Genomic DNA, 26,328 nt, shown 5'->3' with positions numbered 1-26,328 from the left:
CATGACGACAACCACGCAAGATGTACGCCTACGCGAACCGCCGCCACATGAGCGGCTTCGCACCCCGGCCCGGCGCGGTTCGCGCGCGCTCACCGGGTGGTCCTTCGCCGCACCGTTCGTGCTGATCTTCGGTGTCTTCCTGCTGCTGCCGGTGGCCGCGTCGCTGGTCATGAGCTTCACCGACATGCGCGCCACCGACATGCGCACGCCGTGGGCGGTCGAGTTCGCCGGCCTGGGCAACTACACTCGGCTGTTCGGCGACGACCTGCTGCGCCGCGCGGCGCTCAACACGACCGTGTTCGTCCTGGTCGGCGTGCCCCTGACCATGATCGCCGCGCTGGCCGCCGCGAACGCCGTCAACTCGGGCCTGATCCGGTTCCGGGCGGCGTTCCGGGTCGGCTTCTACCTGCCGGTGGTCACCAGCATCGTGGCGATCGCGGTGATCTGGCGGTTCCTGCTGGACCCGGAGGCCGGCCTGATCGACAACCTGCTCGGCACGATCGGCGTCGACGGCCCGAACTGGCTCGGCGACACCCGCACCTCCCTCGCCTCGATCATCGTGATGGCGGCGTGGCGCAACTTCGGCACCCTCATGGTGATCTTCCTGGCCGGGTTGCAGGGGATACCGCAGCATCTCTACGAGGCCGCCACCCTCGACGGCGCCGGCCGCTGGGCCCAGTTCCGGCACGTCACGCTGCCGCTGCTGCGCCCGGCCCTGCTGTTCGGCGCGGTGATCACCGGCATCGGCTACCTGCAGCTGTTCGAGGAACCCCTGGTGATGACCCAGGGCGGGCCGCTGCAGAGCACCCTGTCGGTGTCGTACCACGTCTACAACCAGTTCGGCCTCGGCAACTACGGCTACGCCTCGGCCGTGTCCTACGTGCTGTTCGTCGCCGTGGTCGCCCTGTCCGTGCTGCAGTTCCGGCTGCTGGGGAACCGCGATGACTGACCGCCTCGCCAAGATCGGCCTCTACACCGTGCTGGTGCTCGGCCTGCTCGTGGTCGTCGGCCCGTTCCTGTGGATGGCGCTGTCGTCGTTCAAGCCGGAGGCCGAGATCCGGGCCGTGCCGCCGGCCTGGTGGCCGCGCGACTGGAGCCTGGCCAACTACGCCCAGCTGTTCGACCGGCTCGACTTCCCCCGCTACTTCGCCAACTCCGCGATCGTGGCCGTGCTGGTCACCGCCGGGAACCTGGTGTTCTGCTCGCTGCTCGGCTACGCCCTGGCCAAGCTGGACTTCCCCGGCTGCAAGGCGCTGTTCCTGACCGTGATGGGCATGCTGATGGTGCCCGGCATGGTGCTGTTCGTCCCGCAGTTCGTGCTGGTCAGCAACCTGGGACTGGCCAACTCGTACGCCGGTCTGGTCCTGCCGTTCGTGGCCGGCCCGTTCGGCGTGTTCCTGATGCGCCAGTTCCTGCAGCAGGTCCCCGACGACCTGATCGAGGCGGCCCGCGTCGACGGGGCCGGCGAGTGGCGCATCTTCTGGCGGGTGGTGCTGCCGCTGTGCAAGCCGGCCCTGGCCACCCTCGGCATCCTGACGTTCCTGACCTCGTGGAACAACTTCCTGTGGCCTCTCGTGGTGGCCACCACCGACGACATGTACACGCTGCCGGTCGCGCTCGCGCTCTACAGCATCGGGCAGAACCGCATCTACTACGGGCTGCTGCTGGCCGGTGCGGTCGTGGTCGTGCTGCCCGTACTGATCGTCTTCCTGGCGCTGCAGCGGCATTTCATGCGCGGCATCGCGATGACCGGACTCAAGTAGCCGGAGGTGTTCTCGTGAAGCGTTTGCTCGTACCCTTGCTGTCCCTGATCTTGATCTTGCCGGCCGTGCCCGCCGCCGCCGCTGATCCGCTGCGCCGCTATGCCGCCGACACCTGGCGGTCGCTGGTGGCGATGACCGACGCGCGCACCGGCCTGGTCGCCGACAACGTCCGCGGTGACCTGACCGGCACCTCGGCCTACACCTCACCGACCAACATCGGCGGATACCTGTGGTCGGCGGTGGTGGCCCGCGACCTGCGGATCATCTCCTCCGCCGAGGCCACCCGCCGCGTCGCCCAGACCCTGCGCACGCTGCGGACCCTGCGCCACCACGGCGCCTCGGGCATGTTCTACAACTGGTACGACCCGGCCACCGGCGCCGTCGTGACGACGTGGCCGGAGGACGGCTCGACGGTCACCCCGTTCCTGTCCAGCGTCGACAACGGCTGGCTCGCCGCCGGCCTGCGCGTGGTCGCCGGCGCCGTACCGTCGCAGCGCGCCGCGGCCGAGGCGATCCTGCGGACGATGAACTTCGGCTTCTACTTCAACCCGGCCGCCACCAGCCCGATCGGCACCCGCGGCCTGATCCGCGGCGGGTTCTGGGACACCGCGCCGCCGGGCTGCTCGGTGCCGCGCGACGGCGTCTGGTTCACCTGCAACCACTACGACATCACGGTGACCGAGCCGCGGATCGCGACCTACCTCGGCATCGGCGCCGGGCAGATCCCGCCGACCGCCTACTTCGACACGATGCGCACCCTGCCGGACTCCTGTGACTACGCCTGGCAGGAGATGCGCCCCACCGGGTTCACCACCACGCACCGGGGCCGCACGGTCTACGAGGGCTCCTACCGCTACCGGGGGATCACGTTCGTGCCCAGCTGGGGCGGGGACATGTTCGAGGCGCTGATGCCGGACCTGTTCGTGCCGGAGGCGCAGTGGGGGCCGCGGTCGTGGGGCCGCAACCATCCGGCGACGGTCGCCGCGCAGATCGAGCACGGCCTCAACGACGCCGGCTACGGGGCGTGGGGGTTCTCGCCGGCGTCGAACCCGTCCGGCGGGTACGCCGTCTACGGCGTGGACGCGATGGGCATGGACACCGACGGGTACCCGTCGGATGTGCAGGCCTCCAAGTACGACGCCGGGTTCGGGGACTGCCGCCCGCCCGGCCCGGCACCGTCCTACGGCGACGGGGTGGTCACCCCGCACGCGGCGTTCCTGGCGCTGCCGTACGCACCCGGCCCGGTCCGCGCCAACCTGGCCCACCTGGCGTCACTCGGCGCCTACGGCCCCGGCGGCTTCTACGACGCCATCGCCGTGGGCTCCGGCACCGTCGCCCAGCGCTACCTCTCCCTCGACCAATCCATGATCATGGGGGCGCTCGGCAATCACCTCGGCCGGGACCTGGTGAAACGCGCCTTCGTCACACCGTCGTTCGAACGCGCGATAAGGCCGCTGCTGGCCGCGGAGACGTTCAACATCCCGGCCGGGCAGAAGCTGCCGCAGCTGACCCGGGAGCCCGCGTGAACGCCCGGGAGCAGTGGGCCGCGCTGATGGGCGGCGGCGGCGCCCAGGACCGCGAACCCGGCGAACCGGTCGCCGCCGACCTGCCCGCACCGCGCGGCGTCACCGTCACCAAGGGCCGCGGCCAGGTCACCGTCGACTGGCGGCCGGTGCCCGGCGCCATCGGGTACGCCGTGCACCGCGCCGACAACCCGGCCGGCCCGTTCACCGTCGTCGACCACGGCGGCGGTGACGTCCTGGCCGTGCCGCACGGCCCGTACGCCGACACCACCGGCGGCCGCGGCGGCTGGTACGCCGTGGCCGCCCTGCAGACCGTCAACGCCATCGGCCCGCTCTCCGAGGCCGTGCCGGTGTCACCGTGGACCCCGGACGCGGCCGTCACCGCCACCGTCGGCGGCGACGAACAGCCCCTGCACCGGGTGTGGCAGGCCATGGTCGGCTCCGAGCACCTGAGCCACCTGCTGTCCACCGACACCACCGGCGGCCGCCCGATCGGCGCCGAACTGTACGCCGCGCTGCGCCGCGCCCACGACGAACTCGGCGTGCGGCAGGTCCGCGCCCACCACATCCTCGGCAGCGACCTCGACGACATCGGCCGTATCTACGACCTGATCCTGCACCTGGGCATGCGCCCGGTCGTCGAACTCGGCTTCATGCCACCGGCGCTGGCCGCCGACCCGTCGCGCACCGTCTTCGCCTACGAGGCCTGCATCTCCCCGCCCAAGGACCTCGACGCCTGGTCCGCCATGATCCAGGACCTGGTCCGCGAGCTGATCCGCCGCTACGGCGCCGCCGAGGTCCGCACCTGGGCGTTCGAGGTGTGGAACGAACCCAACCTGTCGGTGTTCTTCTCCGGCACCCCCGCCGACTACTGGCGCCTCTACGAGGCCACCGCCACCGCGATCAAATCCGTCGACCCGGCCCTGCGCGTCGGCGGCCCCTCCACCGCCGCCGTCGGCTGGATCGACGACCAGCTCAAGGTGGACGCACCGGTCGACTTCCTGTCCACCCACGTCTACGGCACCCTGCCCCTGGACCTGCGCCCCCTGGCCGGCGGCCGCCCCCTGTGGTGGACCGAGTGGGGCGTCACCGCCACCCACGGCAGCCCGGTCAACGACACCGTGTTCGCCGCCGCGTTCCTGCTCAAGGGCATGCACTCGGCCGCCGGCCGCCTCGACGCCCTCGCCCCGTGGGTCGTCTCCGACCACTTCGAGGAACTCGGCCGCCCGGACCGGCTGTGGCACGGCGGGTTCGGCCTGCTCACCGTCGGCAACCTGGCCAAACCCAAGTTCTGGGCGCTGCACCTGGCCAACCGGCTCGGCGACGTACAGGTACCGGTCACCCTCACCGGCGACGGCGCGGGCAGCCTCGTCGAGGCGTGGGCGTCGCGGACCCCGTCCGGCTGGGCGATCCTGCTGTGGAACGCCACCCTCGACCACGGCAAGGCCGCGGGTGACCCGGCCCTGGCGCGCCGGGTCCGGCTGCGCGTCCCCCTGAAAACCCCCGGCACCGTACGCGTGTGGCGCGTCGACGACGACCACGGCAACCCGGCCCGCGACGCCCCCGCCGGCGACTGGCCCACCCCGGCCGAGTGGGAGGTCCTGCAGGCCCTCGACCACCTCGACGAGTCCCAGCCGCCGCACACCCTGGAACCGGGCGAGGAGCTGATCCTGGATCTGCCCAATCCGGGGATCGCGTTCGTGACCATCGGCTGATGGCCTCCTGAGTGGATCGTTCGGCAGACTGCCAGCATGCCGAGAACATGGCAGCGAGTCTGCTGGTCCCTGCTGGCCGCGGTCCCGCTGCTCGCCGCCGTGCTGTGGCCGGTCCCCGGCCACCACCCGCTCGAAGTGGCCGGCTGGGCCGCCGGGGTGGCCGCCCTGCTCGTCGCCGCCGCGGCCCTGGTGTTCGGCCCGCGCCCACCGGCCCGTCCCGCCGACCTGGAATCGTTCGCCGCCGAGGTGGACCGGCAGTGGCGCGCCGAGGTACACGCCCGCCGCCTGCCCCTGGGCGTCACCGACGAGCTGCACCTGAGCTGGACCGACGGCACCGTCAGCGGCGGCATCGACCACCTGGTCGCGCTGTGCGCCGCGATGCCCGTTCCGCGTCTGGCCGTCCTCGGCGCCGCCGGTTCCGGCAAGAGCTCCACCCTGGTCCTGCTCACCGTCGGGCTGCTGGCCCGCCGCGCCCCCGGCGATCCCGTCCCGGTCCTGTTCGCGGTCGCCGACTGGAATCCCGCCCGGGAGGACATGGACGCCTGGCTGGAGCGCCGCCTGCGCCAGTACACCACCCTCACCGGCGGCGACGCCGCCCGGCACCTGGTGCGCGATCGGAAGATCGTGCCGGTCGTCGACGGCCTCGACGAGGCACCACCCGATCTGCGCCGCCGGATCCTGCGCGAACTGGCCGAGGCTCCCGGGGACATGCCGTTCGTCGTGGCCTGCCGCACCGCCGAGTTCCACGCCGCCGGCGGCGGACCACGGCCGGACCGTCTCGTCGAAGCCGAGTTGCGGCCCCTGACGCCGGACGACGCGATCCGCTATCTGGGCGCCCGCTGCCAGTGGGACACCCCCACCGTGCGAGCGGACAGCCCCCTGGCCGCCGCCCTCACCTCACCCCTGCTGGTCCATCTGATCAGTACCCTCTGCCGGGCCGGCCGGCTCACCGTCACCGACCTGACCGCCTTCGCCACGTCCGCCGACCTGGAACAGCACCTTCTCGAGGCCTACCTCCCCACCGTGTTCACCGCTCACGCCGACCGGCTGCGCAAGGCCGGCGGCCGCACCGAACGGGCCGGGCCGCTGCCCCGCGCCTGGCCACCGAGGGCGGCCCACCGGTGGCTCACCGAACTCGCCGTCGACATGACCCGCACCGGCCGCACCGAGTACCGCTGGTGGGTGGGACGGCGGCGCTACCTGTACCCCACCATGTCCGACCGCGTCCTGCCGTCGGCCTCCCCGTTCCCCCGCAGGCCGGGACGGGTCCTGACCGGTGCGGTCCTCGCCGCCCCGCTGCTGTACCTCGCCTTCGTGCTCTGGGTCGCGCCCTCATGGTGGACGGACGCCGTCCCAGCCTTGCTCACCGACCTGACCGCCGCGGTGTCGGCGGGGTTGTTCGCCGTCCTGGCCGCCATGGTCCTCGCCGCGCGCGGCGGCATGACACCCCCGGCCGATCCGGACACGGCATCGACTCCCGTCGACCTCTACCGCCGCGACCGTGCGGTCGCACTCCGCCGCAGCACACTGATCGGATCCGCCTTCACGGCGTTCGTCCTCTACAGCGCAGGGGTCAAAGCGACGACGTACACCGGGCCCGGGCAGATGTCGCCGCTGCCATGGCTGGTGCTGGGTCTTGTCCTGTTCACCGCATCCACGCTGGCTCTGCTGCTCGCCTCGGACTGGGGCGTGCACATCGTGGCCGGCTGGTACGCCACGGCCAGAGGCCGCCGCCCGATCCGGCAGATGACCTTCCTCGCCGACGCTGCCGCCCTCGGTGTCCTGCGCGGAACCGGCACCGGTTACCAGTTCCGCCACGTCCGGCTGCAGCACTCACTGGCCGAGTCCCGGGCCGTCGCCGAAGGAACCAGTCCTCCCCAGCAGCTGGCCGCGATCCTCACCGCCGCCGGGGACGCCCCCGCGGCGGCCGCCGTGCTCACCGAGGGCAACACCGCGGCCGTGCGCACCCGCCTCGCCGGCGAACTGATCAGCAGCGGGCACGGCCGGCGGGCGGTCCGCGTGCTGCAGGAGGCCGCCGCCAACGGCGATCCGCTGGCGCTGACCCGCCTCGGCGTCGCTGTGCGCGCAACGATGTCGCCACCGGAGCGGTTTCTGTCGGCAATCGGTATCCTCCGCAACCGTGCCGTCGACGCGTTCCGTTCGGCGCTGCGCGGCGGGGAACCGCAAGCCTGGCCCGAATTCGTCGACACCGTCCGCACCATGCACTCGTCGACCATCGATCGGATACACCTGCTCACCGGTGCCTACACCGACGCCCGCGACGCGGGCCTCCCGCACCACCGCCGCGCACTCGCCGATGCCCTGGACAGCGTCGCGGCGACCGCACACCCGCTCATGCGCCGCCTTGTGCGCGACATCGTGGCCGACGCCCACCGCGCCGCCGAGGAATCCGAACCGTGCCACCAGGTGGGACCACCGTCCGAACGATGATGGCCTCCTGAGTGGATCGCCCGGCACACTACGGGGGTGCGCAGAACATGGCGGCGGGCCGGCCTGTCCCTGCTGGCAGCGGTGACCGTCGTCCCCCTGCTCACCGCTCTGCTGTGGCCGATCCCCGGCCACCACCGTCTCGAAGTGGCCGGCTGGGCGGCCGGTGTGGCCGCGCTGCTGGTCGCCGCCGCCACCCTGCTGGTCACCCTGCGCCCGCCGGCGCGCCCGTCCGATGCGGCCCGTGACCTGGAGTCCTTCGCCGCCGAGGTGGACCGGCAGTGGCGCGCTGAGGCCCACGCCCGCCGGCTGCCGCTGGGCGTCACCGACGAGCTGCACCTGACCTGGTCCGACGGCACCGTCTCCGGCACCGTCGAGCACCTCGTCGCCCTGGCGGCCGCGATGCCCGTGACGCGCCTGGCCGTCCTCGGCGCCGCCGGCTCGGGCAAGAGCTCCACCCTCGTCCTGCTCACCCTGGGCCTGCTCGCCCGCCGCAGACCCGGCGACCCGGTGCCGGTGCTGGTGCCGGTCGCCGACTGGGACCCTGGCCGCGGCAGTTTCGACGGCTGGCTGGTGCACCGCCTGAGCCAGTACGCCACCTTCACCACCGGCGACACCGCCTGGCACCTGGTCCGCGACCGGAAGATCGTGCCGGTCGTCGACGGCCTCGACGAGGCGCCCCCGCAACTGCGCCACCGCATGCTGCGCGACCTGGCCGAGGCCCCCGGCGACCTGCCGTTCGTCCTGGCCTGCCGCACAGGCGAGTTCCACGCCGCAGCGGGCGGCGGCCCGCGCCCCGACCGGGTCCTCGAAGTCGAGTTGCGGCCGCTGTCGGCGCCTGACGCGATCCGTTATCTGAGGGCCCGCTGCCGGTGGGACGCCACCACCGTGCGAGCGGACAGCCCGCTGGCCGCCGCGCTCACCTCGCCCCTGCTGGTCCACCTGATCGCCACCCTTTACCGGGCCGGCCACCTCACCGTCGCCGACCTGAACGCCCACACCACCGCGGCCGGCCTGGAACAGCACCTCCTGCAGGCCTACGTCCCCGCGGTGTTCACCGCCCACACCGAACGGGTCCGCGCCGCGGACGGCACCCCCGAGCAGGCCGAACCACTGGTCCGGGCCTGGTCGCCGCAAGCCGCACACCGGTGGCTCACCGAGCTCGCCACCGATATGACCCGCCGCGGCGAGACGGAATACCTGTGGTGGGATCGCCCCGAGTTGACGGTGCTCCCCCAGCGCCGCGTCCTCACCTGGCGTGTTCCGGAGCCTCGCTGGCTGCTGACCGTCGTGCTCGCCGTCGCGGTCCTGGCGATAGGTTTCCCCCTGCTCCTTCTGCGCGCCGCGCCGTGGATCGCCACCGAGGTCACCGGCTGGCCGGTCCTCGGGCTCGCCGCCCGCCGTTTCACCCGGATCTTCGTGGCACCGACCGACCCCGTGCTGATCCACATCCACGATCGAGTGTCCGGTTTCCTAAACGCTCTCGGCGGCCCCTACCTGGCCGTCGTACTGGCCGGTTCGCTCGTCGTCGCGAGCGCCGGGGTCGCCTGCTGCGTCGACTGGAAAGCATCGGCCGACCCGGGCGCGGCACTGCATCCGGACCTGCTCTACCGCGCCGATCGCGCGGTCACCGTACGGCGGGCGGCGCTGCTCGCGCTGGCGCTCGCCACGATCCTCCTTCCCCCGACGTGGGCCGCGGGGATCCTGCTCGAAGACCTGATCGCTTCCGGGCTCGTGCCGCCCATGCCACCACCGACGGTGGGACGGCCAGCCTCGACCATGCTGGTGATCTTCGTCTATGTGACGGCGCCGGTCGCGCTGGCACTGCTGGTCAGTGCGTGGGGCGTGCACGTGCTGACCGGAATCCCGGCAACGCTGCGGCGCCGCCGCCCGGCCCGGCTCATGTCGTTCCTCGCCGACGCCGCAGCCCTGGGCATCCTGCGGACCACCGGCGCCGGATACCAGTTCCGCCACGTCCGCCTGCAGCACTCGCTCGCCGAGAGCCGGGCCGTCGCCGAACAGCGCGCCCCGCACCAGCGGCTGGCCGCCCTGTTCGACGCGGACGGGCGGGCGACGGAGGCCGCTGCCGCCCTGGCCGAGGGCAACACCGACGCGATACGCACCCGGCTGGCCGACGAACTCGTCCGGCGCGGCAACGCCACCGAGGCGTACGAGGTGCTGCGCGAGTCGGCCACCTACGCCGACGCCGGCTCGCTGATGCGCAAGGGCATCGCCGCCCGCCGGGAACTGGCCACGGCCGAGACGGAACATGCCCGCAACTTCGCCCGCTGGCGGTCCACCATGGCGTTCCGCCAGGCGTTACGCGCCGGTGAGGCCGCGGCGTGGCCGGAGCTCGTCGAGGCGCTGCAGGACCGGGATCTCGAACCGCCCTTGCTGATCAGCGAGCTCCACGAACTGGCCCTCGACGCCCGGACCGGCGGCCTGCCCCGGCACCGGGCGCTGCTGGCCGCGACGCTGGACAGCCTCGCCGAATCCGGTACCGGATCGGATCGCGGCCGGGCGAAGATCCGGGCCGCCGCGCGACGGGCGTGGCGCGAGGCCGCCCGCCACGGCGAGACACCGCACGGCCAGGCACCGCACGGCCAGGCACCGCACGGCCAGGATCGTGTCACCAGGTGAGACCGGCACCCGACCAATGATCAACAAAGCTGCATAATGCCGCCGTGACCAGCACCGCACCAGGCCGCGACGCGATCGACGCCGCGCTCGCACGCCGCTACCCCGGCGTGCGGCCCCACCACCAGCCCATGGCCCCGGCCACCGCCGGCGGCCTGCACGGCTGCTCCGCGTACCGCACCACCACCCACTGGCACTTCGTCACCTACGGACTGTCCGAACTCGGCGGCAAATCCCCCGACGACGACCCGGACTTCTCCGGCTGGGGTTTCGAGCTGACCCTGCGGATCCCCGCCGAGGAACCGATGCCCACCTGGCCGATCGACGTGCTGCGCCGCGCCGCCCAGCACGTCAACAGCCGCGGCGTACTGCTCGAACCCGGCCACCGGGTCGACCTCGGCGACACCGGGACGCTCACCGTCGCCGCCGACCCGGACCTCGGGGTGATCGACACCCCGAACGGGCAGGTGCAGTTCCTACTGATTGAGCAGTGAGTGCCTGCGGCCGTAGAACCAGTACACGGCCCCGCCGATAAGGAACCACACCGCGAAGCGCAGCCACGTCACCGGCGCCAGGAACGTGATCAGCCACAGCGTGAACACGATCCCGACGACCGGCACGCCCGGGACCCTGAACGTGCGCGGCAGGTCCTGCATGCCGGTCACCGCCGCACCCCCGGAATATCACGTCCCGCCCGTGATCGCATCCACAACCGTCGATGCCAGTCGCGCCCCGGTTGTGCCAGGCCCACCCCGGCCACTAGGTTGAAGGCACGAAATCTGCGGCGTCGCGAGGGAAACCGGTGAGAATCCGGTGCGGTCGCGCCACTGTGAACCGGGCAACCGGTGAGTCAGAACGCTCACGCGTCGCAGGCCCCATCGATCGGGACGCGTCATCCCGTAGGAGGTTGATCCCACCGTGCCCAAGACCACGTCAGTCGTCTCGGTTCCGGCCGTCTCCCCCAAGCTCGCCGCGACCGCCGCCGCCGTCACAGGCGTCCTGCTGCTGCTCGCCTACCTCGTCGCCTTCGACCAGGGCGCCGTCTCCCAGAGCGGCACCCTCCTGCACGAGCTCATGCACGACGGCCGCCACCTGCTCGGTGTCCCGTGCCACTGAAACACCTGCTGCTGCGCGGCCTGCTGGCCGGGCTGATCGCGGGACTGCTCGCCGGCGGCTTCGCCCACCTCTTCGGCGAACCGCACATCGACGCCGCCATCGCCATCGAAGAGGCCGCCGGCCCGCACACCCACGGCGGCGAAGAACTCGTCAGCCGCGGCACCCAGTCCGGCATCGGCCTGTTCCTCGCCACCGGCCTCTACGGGCTCGCACTCGGCGGCATCTTCGCCGTCGCATACACCCTGCTGCGCCGCCGCCTGCACACCACCAGCGACGCCCGCGCCGCACTCACCCTCGCCGCCGGCACCCTGATCGGCCTGGTCATCGTGCCGTTCGTCAAATACCCGCCCAACCCACCCGCGGTCGGCGACCCCGCCACCATCGACCAGCGGACCATCGCCTACCTCGCCGCGGTCGCCCTCGGCCTGGTCGCCGTCTGGTCCGCCGCACTCGCCGCCCGCACCCAGAACACCGACTGGCGCCGCGCCACCGCCGCAACCCTCGGCTTCCTGGCCGTCGTCACCGTCGCCCACCTGCTGCTGCCCACCTTCGACGAGGTACCCGCCACGTTCCCGGCCACCCTGCTCTGGAACTTCCGGATCTCCTCACTGGGCACCCAGGTCGTGCTCTGGACCACCCTCGGCCTCACCTACGCCGCGCTCCTGACCCCCCGCCGCCGCCCGGCGGACGCCCCGGAGGTCAAGGTCACCGCGTGACCGGCCTGCGGCTGATCGCCGCCGGACACACCCCCGCCCTGCGCCGGGCCGTGTTCGGCGGCGACGACCCCCTCGACGAAGGCGGCACCCAGGCCGCCCGCGCCCTGAACCTGACCACCCGCGGGCCCGGTCCCACCGCCGCCGCCCGTGGCACCGCACTCAGCAGCGGCCCCGGTCCCGCACACGGCACCGCACTCAGCAGCGGCCCCGCTGTCGCCCGCGGGACCTGGCTCACCGCGCCCTCCCGAGCCGCCCGCGAGACCGCCGCCGCCCTCGGCGCCACCCCGGCCGTCGAACCGGCCCTCGCCGACCCCTCCTACGGCACGTGGACCGGCCGCGCCCTGGCCGACATCGACCCCGCCGACCTGCACCTGTGGCTCACCGACCCGCACGCCACCCCCCACGGCGGCGAATCCCTGGCCGGCGTCACCTCCCGGGTGTCCACCTGGCTGGCCCGGCACACAACTCACGACCTGACCGCCGTAGCCCACCCCACAGTGATCCGCGCCGCCGTAGCCGCAGCCCTCACCCTCCCCCCGGCCGCGATCTGGCAACTCGACGTAGCCCCACTGGCCGTCATCCGCCTGACCCACCGAGCCGGCCGCTGGCACGTGCACTTCCGGGCACCCTGAACCCAGCACGCTCCCGAGAGGTGTCTCGGCGGCAGCTCGCGTCCGGGAGCTGCCGCCCAGCGCTCCGACCCCGTCAGGCCCCGTCGAGAACCGGGATCAGCGCCGCCTCCTCGTGATCCAGATGCGACTCCACCTCAGCGGTCAACCGCGACACCTCAGCCGACAGCACATCCCGTGCCATCCCCGGATCAGCCAGAACCTCCCGCAGCCGCCCCACCAGGCCGGCGATCACCTCATGCTCGGCACGCAACTCGTCGATCACCGGCCCCAGCGACGGACGGTACTGCTCGAGGCCGGGAAACATGCCCTCGTCCTCGCGTACGTGATGACCGTGCAGACCCGCGCACAGACTCAGGCAGTTGACCCGCAACTGGGCGCCCAGCACCGGACCCGACCGGGCCACCTCCGCCCGGATCAGCGACAACTCCCGCCGGAACGCGTCGTGCACCAGCTTGAGCATCCCGCCCGGCGTCGCCGCATCGGTGCGCGGCGGCCCGGGGATCGCGGTCAGGGCCACCACCGGCAACGTACGCCCGGACTGCTTCTCGTAATCCGCCCACCCACTGTCGACCTCGACCGCCCGCGCGAACGCCTCATCGCGCTCGGCACCGGCGAGCACCGACGCCCTCGCGTCGTAGGTGAACGTGCCGTCCTCGACCGTGACGACCGGCTCGGCCAGCAGATTGTGGAACCAGGCCGGGTGCCGCGGCGAACCACCCGCGGAAGCGATCACCAGGATCCGCTCACCGCCGTCCGGCAGATAACCGAGCGGCACCGTGTGCTTCTGCCCGGACCGGGCGCCGGTCGTGGTCACCAGGACCAGGCGCCCACCCTCGAACATGCCTCCCACGACACCGTGGTTGGCACGGAACTCATCGATAACAGGACCATTGAAATCGTTCGGCATTCTCAACTTTCTGATAACGAGCCAACAAGAGACACGGCGATCAGAAAGGAGGACGGCGGTGCACGCGCGGCAGGCGACCGGGGCGGCCGCCGGGCGATCACGCGCCGGCCGGGTGCCCCACTCGGTAATGGCCAAAGGCCGACCCGGCAGTCACGCCCGAAACCATACCCCACGTTCGCGTGGTGGTCGGCGAAGCCGTCCTTTCGCTGTTGGTGCGGCTTGCCGCACTGGCCCTAAGCCATCCTAGGACGGAAAATTCGGTTGCCGGCGCCCGGAACCGGCTGATGAGCTGGGCCCTCGCACACAGAGAGGAAACCGAGATGCGAGCTGCGTACATGTCCCCGCCGGAAACCACTTCTAAGGACATGACGCTTGTCAATTCTCAATCTCGGCATCCTCGCGCACGTCGACGCCGGTAAGACCAGCCTCACCGAGCGGCTGCTGCACACCGCCGGTGTCATCGACCACCTCGGCAGCGTCGACGACGGCAGCACCCAGACCGACACCCTCGAACTGGAACGCCGCCGCGGCATCACCATCCGCTCCGCCGTCGCCTCGTTCCCGCTCGGCGACCGCACCGTCAACCTGATCGACACACCCGGCCACCCCGACTTCATCGCAGAGGTGGAACGCGTCCTCGACGTCCTCGACGGCGCCGTCCTGGTGATCTCCGCGGTGGAGGGCGTCCAGGCGCAGACCCGTGTCCTCGCCCGCACCCTGCACCGCCTGCGCATCCCCACCCTGATCCTCGTCAACAAGGTGGACCGCACCGGCGCCCGCTTCACCGGCGTCCTCGACGAGATCGCCACCCGGGTCAGCCCGTCGATCGTCCCGATGAGCCACGTCGGCAACCTCGGCACCCGCGACGCCACCGTCCACACCGAGATCGACCTGCTGCGCCTCGCCGACCACGACGACGACGTACTCGCCGCCCTCGTCGAAGAACGCCCTCCCCCGCCGCTGCGGGTCCACGACCGCGTGCACCCGGTCTACTTCGGCTCGGCCATCACCGGCGCCGGCATCGAGCACCTCATCGACGGCATCACCCACCTGCTCCCGCCCGCGTCCGGGCAGACGGCCGCGCCGGCCTCCGCCACAGTGTTCAAAATCGACCGGGGCGCCGCCGGGGAGAAACAGGCCTACCTGCGCGTGTTCGACGGCACGCTGCGCGTCCGCGACACGGTGGGCGACGATCGGATCACCGGCATGGAGACCTTCGCCGGCGGCGCCACCCAGACCCGCGACGCCATCACGGTGGGTGAGATAGCCAGGGTACGCGGGCTGACCTCCGCGCGAATCGGGCACGCTTTGGGCGTACGATCAAAAAAAGCGCACCCAGCGCACTTCGCCCCGCCCAGCCTGGAAACCGCCGTGCTCGCGGCCCGTCACACCGACCGCGGCGCCCTGCACGCCGCGCTGGCGGAACTCGCCGAGCAGGACCCCCTGATCAATCTCCGTCAGGACGACGAGGTCTACGTCTCGCTCTACGGCGAGGTGCAGAAGGAGGTCCTGCAGGCGACGCTGGCCGAACAGTACGGCCTGGCCGTCACCTTCCGCGAAACCACCACCCTGTACGCCGAACGCCTGACCGGCACCGGCGAGGCCGTGGCGTTCAACAAGATCGACCCGAACCCGTTCCTCGCGACCGTCGGCCTGCGCGTGGCACCCGGCGCGGGAATCACCTTCGGCCTCGGCGTCGAACTCGGCTCCATGCCCGCCGCGTTCTTCACCGCCGTCGAACAGTCCGTCCGCGAAACCCTCCAGCAGGGCGTTCACGGATGGCCGATCCCCGGCTGCGCCGTCACGATGACCCACTCCGGGTACTCGCCGCGCCAGTCACACTCGCACGCCGTCTTCGACAAGAGCATGTCGAGCACCGGGGCCGACTTCCGCGGCGTGACCCCGCTCGTGCTGATGGAAGCGCTCCGTCACGCCGGAACCGTGGTGATGGAACCGATCCACACGTTCCGCGCCGAGGTCCCCGACGCCGCCGTGATCGGCCTGCTGCCGGTGCTCGCCCGCCTGGGCGCCATCCCCCTGTCCACCACCCCATGGGGCCGCGACGCGGTGGAGATCGCCGGTGAGATCCCCGCGGCCCGGGTCCACGAGCTGCAGCGCCGCCTGCCCGGCCTGACCAGGGGCGAGGGAGTCCTGGAGAGCGCCTTCGCCAAGTACGCGGACGTCAGCGGCCGCCCACCCCGACGCCGGCGTTCCGGCCCCGACCCCACCGACCGCAAGGAATACCTGCTCCACGTCCTGCGCCGGGTGGGGCGGTAGGCGTACGGTGAGGGCAGGTGTGCCGGGAAGTCTGGTCGGCGGTCATGTCCGCACGACCACGAAGGACTCCCGTGATGAGCGATGTCGCGCTACGCGCCGCCGGCCTGACCAAACGATACGGGCGCCTGGTCGCCCTCGACGACCTCACCGTCGAGGTCACCGCGGGTGAGGTGTTCGGGTTTCTCGGCCCGAACGGTGCCGGTAAGTCCACCACCATCCGCCTGCTGCTCGGCCTGGCCCGCCCCACCGCCGGCCGGGCATGGGTGTTCGATGTCGACGCCGCAGACGTGGCGCGGGCACACCGGCTGCTGGCCTACGTGCCCGCGGACGTCGCGCTGTGGCCGCAGCTGACCGGCGCGGAGATCCTGCACCTGCAGGCGTGCACCGGCCCGGGCGTCGACGCGGCCTACCGTGACGAACTCGTCGAACGGTTCGCCCTCGACCCCTCGAAACCCGCCGGTACCTACTCGACCGGGAACCGGCAGAAGGTCGCGCTGATCGCCGCGTTCGCCACCCGCGCGCCACTGCTGGTGCTCGACGAGCCGACCAGCGGGCTCGACCCGCTGATGGAACGCGAGTTCCGCACCGCCGTGACCGCGGCCCGTGACCGTGGGCAGACCGTCTTCCTCAGTTCCCACCAGCTGGCTGAGGTGGAGGCGGTCTGTGACCGGGTCGCGATCCTGCGCGCGGGCCGGCTGATTCAGGTCGCGCCGATCGGCGAGCTGCGGGGCCTGCACCGGTCCGAGGTCACCCTCACCCATACCGGAACACCACCGGTCCTGACGGCGATCGCCGGCGTCGACGACGTGCAGCCGGACGGGCAGGGGCGGCTGCGGTTCACGTTCACCGGACCACCCGCGGCGGTACTCAAAGCGCTGGCCCGGGCAGAAGTCACCGGCCTGGCGGTGCGGGAGCCGAGCCTGGAGGAGATCTTCCTCGACTACTACGGCACCGGGAACACCCGGTGACCACCGGCGTCGCGTATCCGGGCAGGCCGGTGCGGGCGGTCACCCGGCTGGCCACGCGGCAGACCCGCCGCGGTGCCCTGATCGTCATCGGCCTGGCCGCGGGCATGTCGGCGCTGGTCGCGAGCACCTACGCCGAGGTGACGGCCGACCCCGCGGCCGCCGGCAGCCTGCAGGCCCTGGCCGGCAACCCGGCGATCCGCACCCTGTTCGGCGAGCCGGTCGCGCTGGACAACGCGGGCGGCTTCACCGTGTGGCGGGTCGGCACGTTCGTGGCCGTCCTGCTCGGCGTATGGGCGATCCTGGCCACCACCCGCATCACCCGCGGCGAGGAGGACACCGGCCGCTGGGACGTGCTGCTCGCCGGCCGCCTCACCTTGCGAACCGCCGTGGCCCGGCACGTCACGGTCGTCATGACCGCCGCGTTCGCCGCCGGAAGCGCAGTCAGCGCCGTGCTTCTGGCCGCCGGCACCCCACCGGCGGGAGCACTGATCCACGGAGTGGGCACCGGCCTGCTCGGGATGTACTTCGCCGCGGTCGCCGGGCTGGCCGCCCAGGTGTTTCCCACCCGGGCGCCGGCGACCGGGACCGCGCTGGCGGTACTCGGCGCCGGCCTGCTGATGCGGATGATCGGCGACGGCCTCACCGACCTGGCCTGGCTGCGGTGGCTGTCCCCGTTCGGGCTGCTCGCCCTCGCCGGCCCGTACCACCAGGACCGGATCCTGCCACTGCTCATCCTGCTCGCCGCGACACTGCTGGTGGCCGCCGCCACGCTGCCGGCAGCCGGCCGGCGTGACGTTCGCGGCGGCCTGGTGGCGGCAAACCCGGACCGGCGGCCCCGGCTACGGCTGCTCGGCAGCGTGGAGACGTTCGCCGTCCGGCGCCTGCTGCGGCCGCTGACCGGCTGGGCCCTCGGCATCGGCGCCTACTACCTGCTCATCGGCATGACCGCGGAGTCGATCACCGGCTTCCTCGCCGACAACCCGGCCCTGGCCGGCGAGGCCGCCAGGGCCGGGTTCGCCGACATCGGCGCGGTCGAAGGGTACGCCGCGACCCTGTTCGCCATCCTCGCACTACCCGTCGGCGCCTTCACCGCGGTCCGGATGGCGGATTTCGTCGCCGCCGAAACCGATCGCCGGTTGACGATGCTGGCGGCCCAGCCGATCGGCAGACTGCGCCCGCTGGGCGCTGAACTGCTGGTGACCGCGGCCGGCGCCGTTGTCCTCGTCACGGTCGCCGGGCTGACCACCTGGTGCGGGGTCGCCGCGATCGGCGGCGACCTCAGCCTGGCCGCCGCCGTACAGGGCGCCTGGAACCCGCTGCCCATCATTCTTCTGAGCCTCGCCGCGGCGGCCTTCGCCGTCGGCTGGGCGCCACGGGCCGTCGCGGTCGCCGGCGCGCTACCCGCGACCGGCGGCTTCCTGCTGCTCGTGATCGCCGAGAGCGCCGGCGCACCCGGCTGGGTACGCGACATCTCGCCCTTCGCGCACCTCGCGCCGGTTCCCCTGCAGAACGCCAACTGGCCCGCGACAGCTGCCATGACGGGACTCGCCGTCGTGCTGACCACCGCCGCAGCGCTCGGCTACCGCAGGCGTGACCTGCGAGGATGAGGTCCCGCGGCCTCGGAACCGCTGGAGCTGCGGCGAGCGGACGGGGCAGGCCGGGGCGGCGGCCACACCGGCTGCATGACGTGCCAGTCCTGCGGATGCCGGCGGATGGCGTCGGTGAACACGTCGGCCAGCGCCTGGGTGATGGCCGTGGCCTGCCCGCGCCCGCTCGCGACGATCTCCTCGTGCAGGTGGACCCGCAGGCCCCGGCCGCTGTACCAGAGACTCACCGGAATCAGGGCCGCCCCGGTGGACAGCGCCAGCCGCGCCGGTCCCGCCGGCATGGTGGTGTCCCGGCCGTGCAGCCGCACCGGCAAGCCGGCCCCGGTCACGTCCCGGTCGGCGAGCAGGCAGACCACCCCGCCCTCGGCCAGCCGCCGACGCAGCGCCGGCACAGTGCGCCGCGGCTCATCCACCGGCAACACCTCGATCCCGACGGCGGCCCGCGCGTCGACGAACCGCTGGTACAGCGCCTCCGGCCGCAACCGCTGGCCAACCGTGGTGACCGGGTGCCCCAACTCGGCGAGCGCCGCGCCGGCCAGGTCCCAGTTGCCACTGTGCGGCAGAGCGAGGATCACCCCGCGGCGGGAGCCCGCCGCTGGAAGCCGATCCAACCCTTCGAAGGTCACCGGCGGCCGCGCGCCGGACAGCCGGAAGAACTCCCGCCAATACCGCAGATAGGAACGCACCCCGAGCCGCGCCAGCCGCCGGACCAGCGCACTGTCCGGCGCGGCACCGGCGACCTGGCCGAGGTTGGCGCACAGCTGCCGCACACCGGCACCCCGCCGCCACCAGACAACCTCCGCCGCAAGGAAGAACAGCCCCCGCGCCACCCGATCCGGCAGGCGAGCAACCACCGCCCACCCGAGCCGGTACAGCACCCAGCCGCCCCCGCGCACGCGCTCTCCCCCGCCCGACTCGTCGAGATGGAGATCATGCCACTCCCTCTGAACTGAGCAGCCGAACGGCATCGGGTCTGAAGCGGCGCGACCGCGCCGAATCCGGTTGGCTGCCCGGGGCGCCGTCCGGTCAGGGGCCGGCCAGGCACACCCGGCCCCGAACCAGTCGCGACGACGCCTCACGTTCTTCAGCCCCGTCATCACCCGCAGCCAGGCCCGACGAACGTCAGCCCACCCCCAGCTCCAGCGTTGTTGCCAACCTGGAACCGCAGATAGGTCCAGTCGGCGAAGCCGTCGTTCGGTCTTGGAGTGCGGCTTGCCGCACTCCGCTTAAGGCATCCTAGGAAGATAGGATCCAACCATTGCTCAGCATCCGCGAGAAATGGGGCGTCGAGCTGGGCCGCAGCGAAGACGAGGAGGAGGAAGAGGAGGAGGAGGCGCTGGAGCTTGCTGCTGCCGCTGGCGCTGGGCTTCAAGGCCGCTGTCCAAGCCTGGCGGCACCGCGACGACGACGATGACGGCCCGGCCGCGGGCACCGGCAGCGGACCCGGTGTGCTCACCGTCGCCGCTGTCACGTTCGCCAACGGTGGCGACAACATCGGCGTCTACGTCCCGGTCCTCGTGACCGCGGGCACCGAGGGCATGGCCGTCTACGCCATCGTCTTCCTGCTGCTCGTCGCCGTCTGGGTCGCCGCCGGGCGGTTCCTCGCCACCCGCCCGGTCATCGCCGGCGCACTCAGCCGCTGGGGCCACATCCTGCTGCCGCTCGTCCTGATCGGTATCGGCCTGCTGATCCTCATCGAGGGCTGAGGACCGAGTCCGTCCACTCCACCACGACCTCGAACACCGGCGCGTGCCCCGCGCGCTGCTCCACGCCGAAGCCAGCATGCGCGGCGCCAGCCAGAAATACTTGGCCGCGCCCGTCCTCAGGCTCATGCCGCCAGTAGTTGAAGTGCCCCGGATCCTCGCACGCTGCCAGATGCCGCGCCGCGGTGTGGCGATTTTCGAGATCGCGGTACGGTCGTCGCGCTGGATCCGTCACACCCGCCGGTGATCCCGTTGGCCGTGCCGTGCCGCAGTTCCCCGGCGATCCGTCCCGGACGAATGAGGTCACTCGGCAATGTCACCGCCCGACCCTGTGCCGGAATTTCTGCCCGGTGTCGACCTGGCCCGGCTGTTCTACCTCGAGGCGGTCCGCCCGCTGCTCGGCGACCTGCCGCACATCGCCGCCCGGGTCGGCCCCGGCAGTGACGTCCTCGGTTACGACAGTCCGCGCTCCACCGACCACGACTGGGGTCCACGGCTCGACCTGTTCCTCCCCGGCGACAACAGTGCCCTCAACGACCGCCTCCGCCACGAACTGCCGAAACGCTTCCTCGGCTGGCCCACCCACTTCGAACCGCCCGGCGCCCGGGTCCGATCCATGGCGGACACCGACGGCCCTGTCGACCACTACGTGCTGATCTCGGAGCTGCCCGCCTGGACACGCTCGAAACTGGGCTTCGACCCCGCCGGGACGATCACCGTTGACGACTGGCTGTCCACCCCGTGGCAACGGTTCGCCGAGGTCACCGGCGGCGCCGTCTTCCACGACCCGCACGGCGAACTCACCGGCATCCGGGAGCGGCTGCGCTGGTACCCCGACGACCTCTGGCGCTACATGCTCGCCTGCCAGTGGACCCGGATCGGACAGGAGGAGGCGTTCGTCGGCCGCACCGCCGAGGCCGGCGACGACCTGGGCTCCCGGATCCTCACCGCGCGGCTCTGCCGCGATCTCGCCCGGTTGTTCCTGCTGCAGACGCGGAGCTTCCCCCCGTACGCTAAATGGCTCGGAACCTCGATCCGCACGGACCCGGCGGCCGGGCTCCTCACCTCGGCCCTGCGCGCCGCGACCCCCGAAGCGCGCGAGGCGGCGCTGTGTGCCGCCTATGAGGAAGCCGGGACCAGGCAGAACACACTCGGCCTGAGCGATACGGTGCCGGCTGTGCGGCGCACATTCTTCGAGCGCGGGTACGCGGTGATCGACGCCGGCCGCTACGCCGAGTCGCTGCGGGCGGCGCTGACCGAACCCGCGCTGGCGCAGAGGCCCCTGACCGGCTCGATCGACCAGATCTGCGACAACACGGACGTGCTGGAACAACCGGAGCGGTGCCGGCGGCTCTTCGGCCTGCCCCACCTGACCGAGTAGCGGCCACGTCTCGCGGACATGATCCCGCACACTGCTAGCTTCCTCCTTCCTCGTTGTGGACAGGGACGACAGCCTCGCGAGCGCTCTCCGCGAGTGGGGCAGTTGGCTGGGTCGGCTCGGCGCTCCGGTCGCCCCGTGGTTGCGGCCTGGACAGCCGTCCGAGGAGATCATCGCCGTGCTCGGCCCGGAGGTGCCCGCGGCAGTCCTGACGTGTTCCAGGCGGTCTCGGGGTGGCCTTGTTGGCGAGCAGGGCCTGATATTTCGGTTGCCGGGGCCTGCGGACGGTTTCTAGCGTTGCGGGAAAGCTGAGCCGAGAGTGGGTGCGTTTGATGCCGGTGCGTGGCGATTCCTCGACGACCTTCGCATTCGCAACGATCTCGGACAGGACACTCCGGCATGGACCTTCCCCGTCACTACGTCATCCGCGAGGGTGACCTTCGTATTCTGAACCCGTTCTCGCCCGCGAAGCTGGCCACCCTCGGCCGGGCGATCAAGCTGCGGGCCGGCGATCGCCTCGTCGACCTGTGCTGCGGCAAGGGCGAGCTGCTCCGCAGCTGGCACCTCGCGCACGGCATCCGGGGCATCGGCGTGGACATCAGCACCGCGTTCATAGCCGATGCGCGCGAGCACGCGGCCGGGCTTCCGGTGGAGTTCGTTCACGGCGACGCGGCCGGCTTCGTCGCGCCGGAACCGGTCGACGTGGCCGCCTGCATCGGCGCCACCTGGATCGGTGACGGTGTCGCCGGCACGATCGAGATCCTCCAGCGCAGCCTGCGCCCCGGCGGCATGGTGCTGATCGGCGAGCCGTACTGGCGGCTGGACCCGCCCGACCAGCAGACCGTCGAGGGGTGCAAGGCGACGGCCCGCGACGACTTCCGGTCGCTGCCGGAGCTGGTCGCCCACTTCAGTGACGACCTCGGCTGGGACCTGGTCGAGATGGTGCTGGCCAGTCAGGACTCCTGGGATCGGTACGCGGCCGCGCACTGGCTGAACATCCGGACCTGGCTGGACGCCAACCCGGACGACGAGCTGGCCCCGCGGATGCGCGCCGAACTCGACATCGACCCGGTGCGGCACGTGCGTTACCGGCGCGAATACGTCGGCTGGGGCGTCTTCGCCCTGCGTGAACGCGAATAACTCGAGGGCGGCCGCACGTGCGGCCGTGCGACAGTGCCGAACGTGGACTTTCTTTTCGGTGCGGGTGCTCGATGAGCGGGGCGTTCTACGAGCACGCGCGGCTCTACGACCTGATGTTCCCGGGCGGCGGGCCTGCGGTCGAGTTCTACTCGGCCGCAGCCCGCCGGCGGGGCGGGAGCGTTCTGGAACTCGGGTGCGGCACCGGGCACAAGCTGATCCCGATCGCGGCCGGCGGGCAGCCGTGCGCCGGCCTGGACCTCTCGCCGGACATGCTGGCCGAGGCCCGGCGCAAGGCGGCCGAGCGCGGCGCGACGGTGGAGTGGGCCCAGGGCGACATGCGGGCCTTCGATCTGGGCCGCACGTTCGACTTCGTGTTCGTCGCGGCCAACTCCCTGCTGCACCTGCACGAGGCCGAGGATCTGGTGAGCTGCTTCCGGTCGGTGCGGAGACATCTGGCGCCGGGGGCACGGTTCGCCTTCGACGTGTTCAACCCGAGCGTGCGGCTGCTCGCCTCAGCCGACGGCGTACGGCGCACCCGCGAGTCGTTCCTGGACCCCGATCGTGGCCACGTCAGCGTCGACGTCGCCGAGGTCTACGACGCGCCCGCGCAGGTCACCCGCGGGACGTGGTACCTCTCGACCGCCACCGAACCGGACTTCGTCGTCGCGCCGCTCGAGATCCGGAGCATCTTCCCGCAGGAGCTGCCGTTGCTCCTGCGGGGCGGCGGGCTGCGGCTCCTCGAGCGGTTCGGCGACTGGCCCGGCGGGCCGTTCGCCGCGGACTCGCCGATTCAGCTCTGCGTCTGCGAGGCCGGCTGACGGCGCTGTGCCGACACCACCGCGAGGGCGTTGACGGCGACCACGATCGCGATGCCCGCCCACTCGTGGGCCCGCAGCACCTCGCCGAGCAGGACCAGGCCGGCCAGGGCGGCGAAGACCGGGTGGACGCTCATCACCACGCCGAAGAAGCGGGGCGGCACGCTGCGCAGGGCGATCAGGTCGGCCGCGTACGGGATCACCGAGCTGAGCAGGCCGGCGCCGGCGGCGTACAGCAGGGTCGTCCCGGTCAGCCGGCCCTGCGCGACGATCACGGCCAGGACCGGCAGGTAGAGCAGCGCGGAGACGGTCGTCGCGGCCGCGAGGCCCTGCAGGCCGGGGACGCGGGCGCCGACCAGGCGGTTGAGCAGGATGTACGAGGCCCAGCTCGCCGCCGCCACGAGGCCGGCGCCGATCCCGTACCAGTCGCTGGCGGCGTCCGGGAGCACCAGCACGTACACGCCGGCGGCGGCTCCCAGCGCGCACAGCAGGTCGAGACGGGTGCGCGAGCCGGCGAGGGCCACGGCCAGCGGGCCGAGGAACTCCAGGGTCACGGCGAGACCCAGCCCGATCCGGTCCACCGCGGTGTAGATACCGAGGTTCATGGTGGCGAACGAACACCCGAGCAGCAGCACCGGCCACCACTGCGGCCACGTGAAACGCCGCAGGTCGGGGCGGGTCGCGGGCAGCAGGACGGCCAGGGCGACGAACTGGCGTACGGCGACGACACCGGCCGGGCCGATCGCCGGGAACGCGTGCGCGCCGACCGCCGCACCCACCTGATTGCTGGCCGCGGCACCGGTCATCGTCGCCAGCCCGCCCAGCACGGAGGCACGGGCGCCGGCCGCCGGTCGTTGCTCTGCCACCACACTCACGGCGCCAGTCTCGGCCCCGGTGCGGCGCGGGGAGAAATGCGCCGGGCGGCACATCTATACGCTGGGCGTATGAGTGTCGAGCTACGCCACCTGCGCGCGCTGGTCGCGGTGGTCGACGCCGGGACGTTCACGGACGCGGCAGCCGCGCTGGACGTGTCCCAGGCGGCGGTCTCCCGGGCGGTCGCGGGGCTGGAGAGCGCGCTCGGCGTACGTCTGCTGGAACGCAACACCCGGCACGTCGCACTCACCTCGACCGGCACCCAGGTCCTCGTCGCGGCCCGCCGCGCGCTCGACGAGATCGCCCATCTGCACCGCATCGCGGAGCAGTCGCGAAGCGAACTGCGCGTCGGGTACGCGTGGGCCGCCCTCGGCAAGCACACCCGGCGCCTGCAACGGGCGTGGACCGGCCCGCCGCTGGTGTTCGTCCAGTCGAACACGGTCACCGCCGGGCTCGGCGAGGGCACCGCCGACGTCGCGGTCGTCCGGCGGGCGCTGACCGATCCGCGTTTCGGCACGGCCCTGATCGGCACCGAGGGCCGGTGCGCGGCCGTCTCCACCGACAGCGCGCTCGCCCGGCGGCGCACCCTGCGCTTCAGCGACCTGGCCCGGTACACGGTCGCGATCGACGACCGGACCGGCACCACCACGCTCGAGCTGTGGGAGCCGGGCCCGGCACCGGTCGCGGTGCGCGCCACCCACGGCGTCGACGAGTGGCTCACCCTGATCGCCGCCGGTCAGGCCGTGGGCGTCACCTCGGAGGCCACCGCCAACCAGAACCCGCGTCCCGGCGTGGCGTACCGGATGCTGCGCCAGGCACCCCGCATCGAGGTGTGGCTGGCGTGGTGGCGCGACGCACCGCCGGACGGCCTCGACGACCTGATCCGGCTCAGCCGGGCCGCTTACGACAGGACACTGTGATGACCCATCCGATCATGTTCGACGACGCCGACCCGGTGCTGCGCCGGGTCCGCGAGCTGGCCCTGTCCTTCCCGGACGCCGCCGAGAAGATCTCGCACGGCATCCCGGCGTTCTACACGACGAAGGTGTTCGCCTACTACGGCGGCTCGATCAAGGTGGACGGCGCGTACCAGCGCCACGACCAGTCCCTGCTGGTCCTGCTCGACCCGGACGAGCGGCGGGCGCTGCTGTCCGAGGAGCGCTGCTATCTGCCGGCGTATCTGGGCCCGTACGGATGGCTGGGCGTCGACCTCGGCCCGGCCTCGGACTGGGCGGAGGTCGAGGAGCTGCTGGACGCCAGCTACCGGCTGACCGCGGGCAGGCGCAGAGTGGCCGCCCTCGATGCGCGGGGCCGCGGATAACCGGTGGAAACGCCCGGCGGCGCGCTGTTAGCGTCGCCCGGCTGGGATCTTCCGACGCCGAACCAGGACAGGCCGTTGTACATCAGCTGAGACATTTCACCGCTCTGACGTCCCGCATCAGACCAGGCGAGTGAGCCGCGCCGTCGTGACACACGGCCGCCACTCGCCGCTGAGTCGTGCGCGGACAACGCCCGCGGAGCACCGTCTTCGCACGAAATGTCGCAGTAGAACGGCACCTATCGGTGTTAACCCACGAAACCCGGTGGCTGGTGTACCCGGCCGCCCTCCCCCTCATCCGCCGCCGCTGCCTGCGCTGCCCGTCAGCGCTGTACCGGCCGAACGGCAAGTTCCGTATCAACGCCAACCACAAGCTCCTCGACGTCTGGCTGCTGGCCCTGTGCACCGGCTGCGGGGAGACCATCAAGCTGACGGTCCTGGAGCGGGCCAACGTCCGCACCATCAACCCGGCGACCCTGACCCGCTTCCACGACAACGACGCCACCCTGGCGGCCACGCTGCTCCCCGACCCGGGACTGCTGCGCCGCAACAACGTCGCCCTGAACTGGGACGGCGCCTGGGCCCTGCGCAAGGAAACCGTCGCCGGGGCGGACACCACCGGGGTCCACTTCACCGAGCGCATCCCGCTGAGGCCGACCACGCTGCTCGCGGCCGGCCTGGAGGTGTCGCGCTCGGAGGTGAACAGGCTCGTCGCCGGTGGATTCCTGCAGTCGTCGCACCGCCTGACGGGCAGGTCCTCCACCGACTTCACGTTCACCCTGAGGCGATAAA

The 26,328-nt window shown here is 72.1% G+C and carries 24 protein-coding genes and 1 riboswitch; of the genes, 20 read left to right on the top strand and 4 right to left on the bottom strand.

Annotation, left to right across the window (positions count from 1 at the left end):
* Position 1 precedes the first annotated feature (1 nt).
* From AB0M02_RS21590 to AB0M02_RS21560, 7 genes are read left to right on the top strand one after another with little or no spacing between them, the layout of a single operon-like run.
* Complete coding sequence (locus tag AB0M02_RS21590; RefSeq protein WP_364229301.1) at positions 2-949, top strand: sugar ABC transporter permease; 948 nt, start codon at positions 2-4, stop codon at positions 947-949.
* Positions 942-1,763: a carbohydrate ABC transporter permease gene (locus tag AB0M02_RS21585; RefSeq protein WP_364229299.1), complete on the top strand. Its 822-nt coding sequence runs from the start codon at positions 942-944 to the stop codon at positions 1,761-1,763. Before AB0M02_RS21590 ends, AB0M02_RS21585 begins: the two co-directional genes overlap by 8 nt.
* A 14-nt stretch (positions 1,764-1,777) precedes the next feature.
* Entirely contained in the window at positions 1,778-3,289 is a 1,512-nt protein-coding gene (locus tag AB0M02_RS21580) for a glucoamylase family protein (protein ID WP_364229297.1), read from the top strand.
* Entirely contained in the window at positions 3,286-5,001 is a 1,716-nt protein-coding gene (locus AB0M02_RS21575) for a xylan 1,4-beta-xylosidase (protein WP_364229296.1), read from the top strand. The genes AB0M02_RS21580 and AB0M02_RS21575 overlap by 4 nt, the downstream gene beginning before the upstream one ends.
* Before the next feature lie 36 nt (positions 5,002-5,037).
* Positions 5,038-7,452 (top strand): hypothetical protein, encoded by a 2,415-nt coding sequence (locus tag AB0M02_RS21570; protein WP_364229294.1) that lies wholly within the window; start codon positions 5,038-5,040, stop codon positions 7,450-7,452.
* Between the two features lie 36 nt (positions 7,453-7,488).
* Positions 7,489-10,089, top strand: a complete 2,601-nt coding sequence (locus tag AB0M02_RS21565) for a hypothetical protein (protein WP_364229292.1) — start codon at positions 7,489-7,491, stop codon at positions 10,087-10,089.
* Positions 10,090-10,133: 44 nt separating this feature from the next.
* A complete protein-coding gene (locus AB0M02_RS21560; RefSeq protein ID WP_364229290.1) occupies positions 10,134-10,580 on the top strand; it encodes a suppressor of fused domain protein in 447 nt (148 codons plus the stop codon).
* Here the strand turns inward: AB0M02_RS21560 and AB0M02_RS21555 are convergent.
* Positions 10,563-10,742, bottom strand: a complete 180-nt coding sequence (locus AB0M02_RS21555; RefSeq protein WP_364229545.1) for an amino acid permease C-terminal domain-containing protein — start codon at positions 10,740-10,742, stop codon at positions 10,563-10,565. The genes AB0M02_RS21560 and AB0M02_RS21555 overlap by 18 nt on opposite strands.
* Before the next feature lie 138 nt (positions 10,743-10,880).
* Positions 10,881-10,945, top strand: a riboswitch (cobalamin riboswitch).
* Positions 10,946-11,004: 59 nt separating this feature from the next.
* Here AB0M02_RS21555 and AB0M02_RS21550 point away from each other — a divergent pair.
* From AB0M02_RS21550 to AB0M02_RS21540, 3 genes are read left to right on the top strand one after another with little or no spacing between them, the layout of a single operon-like run.
* On the top strand, positions 11,005-11,202 hold the full coding sequence (locus AB0M02_RS21550; protein ID WP_364229288.1) for a CbtB-domain containing protein: 198 nt from the start codon (positions 11,005-11,007) through the stop codon (positions 11,200-11,202).
* The gene (locus AB0M02_RS21545) at positions 11,193-11,918 is read left to right on the top strand and encodes a CbtA family protein (RefSeq protein WP_364229287.1); all 726 of its coding nucleotides are present in this window, start codon (positions 11,193-11,195) and stop codon (positions 11,916-11,918) included. Before AB0M02_RS21550 ends, AB0M02_RS21545 begins: the two co-directional genes overlap by 10 nt.
* On the top strand, positions 11,915-12,550 hold the full coding sequence (locus tag AB0M02_RS21540) for a histidine phosphatase family protein (RefSeq protein ID WP_364229285.1): 636 nt from the start codon (positions 11,915-11,917) through the stop codon (positions 12,548-12,550). Before AB0M02_RS21545 ends, AB0M02_RS21540 begins: the two co-directional genes overlap by 4 nt.
* Before the next feature lie 73 nt (positions 12,551-12,623).
* Here the strand turns inward: AB0M02_RS21540 and AB0M02_RS21535 are convergent, their stop codons facing one another.
* On the bottom strand, positions 12,624-13,457 hold the full coding sequence (locus AB0M02_RS21535) for a nitroreductase/quinone reductase family protein (protein WP_364229283.1): 834 nt from the start codon (positions 13,455-13,457) through the stop codon (positions 12,624-12,626).
* Positions 13,458-13,829: 372 nt separating this feature from the next.
* On the opposite strand from AB0M02_RS21535, the gene AB0M02_RS21530 reads away from it, so the two are divergent.
* The 3 genes from AB0M02_RS21530 (at position 13,830) to AB0M02_RS21520 (ending at position 18,309) form a co-directional block, all read left to right on the top strand.
* Positions 13,830-15,734 (top strand): translation factor GTPase family protein, encoded by a 1,905-nt coding sequence (locus AB0M02_RS21530; protein WP_364229281.1) that lies wholly within the window; start codon positions 13,830-13,832, stop codon positions 15,732-15,734.
* A gap of 74 nt (positions 15,735-15,808) precedes the next feature.
* The gene (locus tag AB0M02_RS21525) at positions 15,809-16,702 is read left to right on the top strand and encodes an ABC transporter ATP-binding protein (RefSeq protein ID WP_364229279.1); all 894 of its coding nucleotides are present in this window, start codon (positions 15,809-15,811) and stop codon (positions 16,700-16,702) included.
* A complete protein-coding gene (locus tag AB0M02_RS21520; protein ID WP_364229277.1) occupies positions 16,699-18,309 on the top strand; it encodes a hypothetical protein in 1,611 nt (536 codons plus the stop codon). The genes AB0M02_RS21525 and AB0M02_RS21520 overlap by 4 nt, the downstream gene beginning before the upstream one ends.
* Here AB0M02_RS21520 and AB0M02_RS21515 read toward each other — a convergent pair.
* Positions 18,282-19,205 carry a phosphatidylinositol mannoside acyltransferase gene (locus AB0M02_RS21515; protein ID WP_364229275.1) on the bottom strand — a complete coding sequence of 308 codons (924 nt, stop codon included), beginning with the start codon at positions 19,203-19,205 and terminating at the stop codon, positions 18,282-18,284. The genes AB0M02_RS21520 and AB0M02_RS21515 overlap by 28 nt on opposite strands.
* A 447-nt stretch (positions 19,206-19,652) precedes the next feature.
* Between AB0M02_RS21515 and AB0M02_RS21510 the strand changes: the two genes are divergently transcribed.
* The 4 genes from AB0M02_RS21510 (at position 19,653) to AB0M02_RS21495 (ending at position 23,348) form a co-directional block, all read left to right on the top strand.
* Positions 19,653-20,015 (top strand): cadmium resistance transporter, encoded by a 363-nt coding sequence (locus AB0M02_RS21510; RefSeq protein ID WP_364229273.1) that lies wholly within the window; start codon positions 19,653-19,655, stop codon positions 20,013-20,015.
* A gap of 310 nt (positions 20,016-20,325) precedes the next feature.
* Positions 20,326-21,393 carry a DUF4037 domain-containing protein gene (locus tag AB0M02_RS21505; protein ID WP_364229271.1) on the top strand — a complete coding sequence of 356 codons (1,068 nt, stop codon included), beginning with the start codon at positions 20,326-20,328 and terminating at the stop codon, positions 21,391-21,393.
* A gap of 396 nt (positions 21,394-21,789) precedes the next feature.
* Complete coding sequence (locus AB0M02_RS21500) at positions 21,790-22,530, top strand: methyltransferase domain-containing protein (RefSeq protein WP_364229269.1); 741 nt, start codon at positions 21,790-21,792, stop codon at positions 22,528-22,530.
* Positions 22,531-22,601: 71 nt separating this feature from the next.
* A complete protein-coding gene (locus AB0M02_RS21495) occupies positions 22,602-23,348 on the top strand; it encodes a class I SAM-dependent methyltransferase (protein ID WP_364229268.1) in 747 nt (248 codons plus the stop codon).
* Here the strand turns inward: AB0M02_RS21495 and AB0M02_RS21490 are convergent.
* Complete coding sequence (locus AB0M02_RS21490; protein WP_364229266.1) at positions 23,321-24,220, bottom strand: EamA family transporter; 900 nt, start codon at positions 24,218-24,220, stop codon at positions 23,321-23,323. The genes AB0M02_RS21495 and AB0M02_RS21490 overlap by 28 nt on opposite strands.
* Positions 24,221-24,289: 69 nt before the next feature.
* Here AB0M02_RS21490 and AB0M02_RS21485 point away from each other — a divergent pair, with 69 nt between their 5' ends.
* The 3 genes from AB0M02_RS21485 to AB0M02_RS21475 all read left to right on the top strand — a co-directional run bounded on the left by AB0M02_RS21485 (position 24,290) and on the right by AB0M02_RS21475 (position 26,327).
* Positions 24,290-25,138: a LysR family transcriptional regulator gene (locus AB0M02_RS21485; protein ID WP_364229265.1), complete on the top strand. Its 849-nt coding sequence runs from the start codon at positions 24,290-24,292 to the stop codon at positions 25,136-25,138.
* Entirely contained in the window at positions 25,138-25,539 is a 402-nt protein-coding gene (locus AB0M02_RS21480) for an MmcQ/YjbR family DNA-binding protein (protein ID WP_364229263.1), read from the top strand. Before AB0M02_RS21485 ends, AB0M02_RS21480 begins: the two co-directional genes overlap by 1 nt.
* 242 nt (positions 25,540-25,781) lie before the next feature.
* Positions 25,782-26,327 carry a DUF1062 domain-containing protein gene (locus AB0M02_RS21475; RefSeq protein WP_364229261.1) on the top strand — a complete coding sequence of 182 codons (546 nt, stop codon included), beginning with the start codon at positions 25,782-25,784 and terminating at the stop codon, positions 26,325-26,327.
* Position 26,328: the final 1 nt, after the last annotated feature.

The sequence above is a fragment of the Actinoplanes sp. NPDC051861 genome, from assembly GCF_040681145.1.
Classification (GTDB): domain Bacteria; phylum Actinomycetota; class Actinomycetes; order Mycobacteriales; family Micromonosporaceae; genus Actinoplanes.
Note: the sequence above shows the minus strand (reverse complement) of the source record. Positions and strands in the feature narration are given on the sequence as shown.

Bases quoted from the DNA above. Each gene is read 5' to 3' on its own strand.
- AB0M02_RS21590 (WP_364229301.1), top strand. From the start codon at position 2: ATGACGACAACCACGCAAGATGTACGCCTACGCGAACCGCCGCCACAT.
- AB0M02_RS21585 (WP_364229299.1), top strand. From the start codon at position 942: ATGACTGACCGCCTCGCCAAGATCGGCCTCTACACCGTGCTGGTGCTC.
- AB0M02_RS21570 (WP_364229294.1), top strand. From the start codon at position 5,038: ATGCCGAGAACATGGCAGCGAGTCTGCTGGTCCCTGCTGGCCGCGGTC.
- AB0M02_RS21555 (WP_364229545.1), bottom strand. From the start codon at position 10,742: ATGCAGGACCTGCCGCGCACGTTCAGGGTCCCGGGCGTGCCGGTCGTC.
- AB0M02_RS21535 (WP_364229283.1), bottom strand. From the start codon at position 13,457: ATGCCGAACGATTTCAATGGTCCTGTTATCGATGAGTTCCGTGCCAAC.
- AB0M02_RS21525 (WP_364229279.1), top strand. From the start codon at position 15,809: ATGAGCGATGTCGCGCTACGCGCCGCCGGCCTGACCAAACGATACGGG.
- AB0M02_RS21505 (WP_364229271.1), top strand. From the start codon at position 20,326: ATGTCACCGCCCGACCCTGTGCCGGAATTTCTGCCCGGTGTCGACCTG.
- AB0M02_RS21500 (WP_364229269.1), top strand. From the start codon at position 21,790: ATGGACCTTCCCCGTCACTACGTCATCCGCGAGGGTGACCTTCGTATT.
- AB0M02_RS21495 (WP_364229268.1), top strand. From the start codon at position 22,602: ATGAGCGGGGCGTTCTACGAGCACGCGCGGCTCTACGACCTGATGTTC.
- AB0M02_RS21485 (WP_364229265.1), top strand. From the start codon at position 24,290: ATGAGTGTCGAGCTACGCCACCTGCGCGCGCTGGTCGCGGTGGTCGAC.
- AB0M02_RS21480 (WP_364229263.1), top strand. From the start codon at position 25,138: ATGACCCATCCGATCATGTTCGACGACGCCGACCCGGTGCTGCGCCGG.